General features: G+C 69.4%; 1 protein-coding gene. It reads left to right on the top strand.

Annotated features, from left to right (window positions below; genetic code table 11):
• Positions 1-248 (top strand): IS66 family transposase (locus tag ACXAJT_RS27685; RefSeq protein WP_475242267.1); only part of this gene is annotated, 248 nt, incomplete at both ends.

The following is a 248-nucleotide window of genomic DNA, read 5'->3' as shown; positions in this document are numbered from 1 at the left end:
CCCAAGGTCGACGCCTTCAAGACGTGGGCCGAGGCGCAACTCGTGCGCATCCCAGGCAAGGGCGATCTTGCCAAGGCCTTCCGCTATGGGCGCTCCCGTTGGCACTCCTTCGAGCTCTACCTCGAGGACGGGCGCATCGGCATCGACAACAACCCGGCCGAACGCGCCATGCGCCCGATCGGGATCGGGCGCCGCAACTGGCTGTTCGCCGGCTCCGACGGCGGTGGCGAGACCCTCGCCCGGGCCAT

The sequence above is a fragment of the Salipiger sp. ABF4_146 genome (assembly GCF_056161345.1).
The sequence above is the reverse complement of the archived record's forward strand: the minus strand, read 5'-3'. Positions and strand labels throughout refer to the sequence as shown.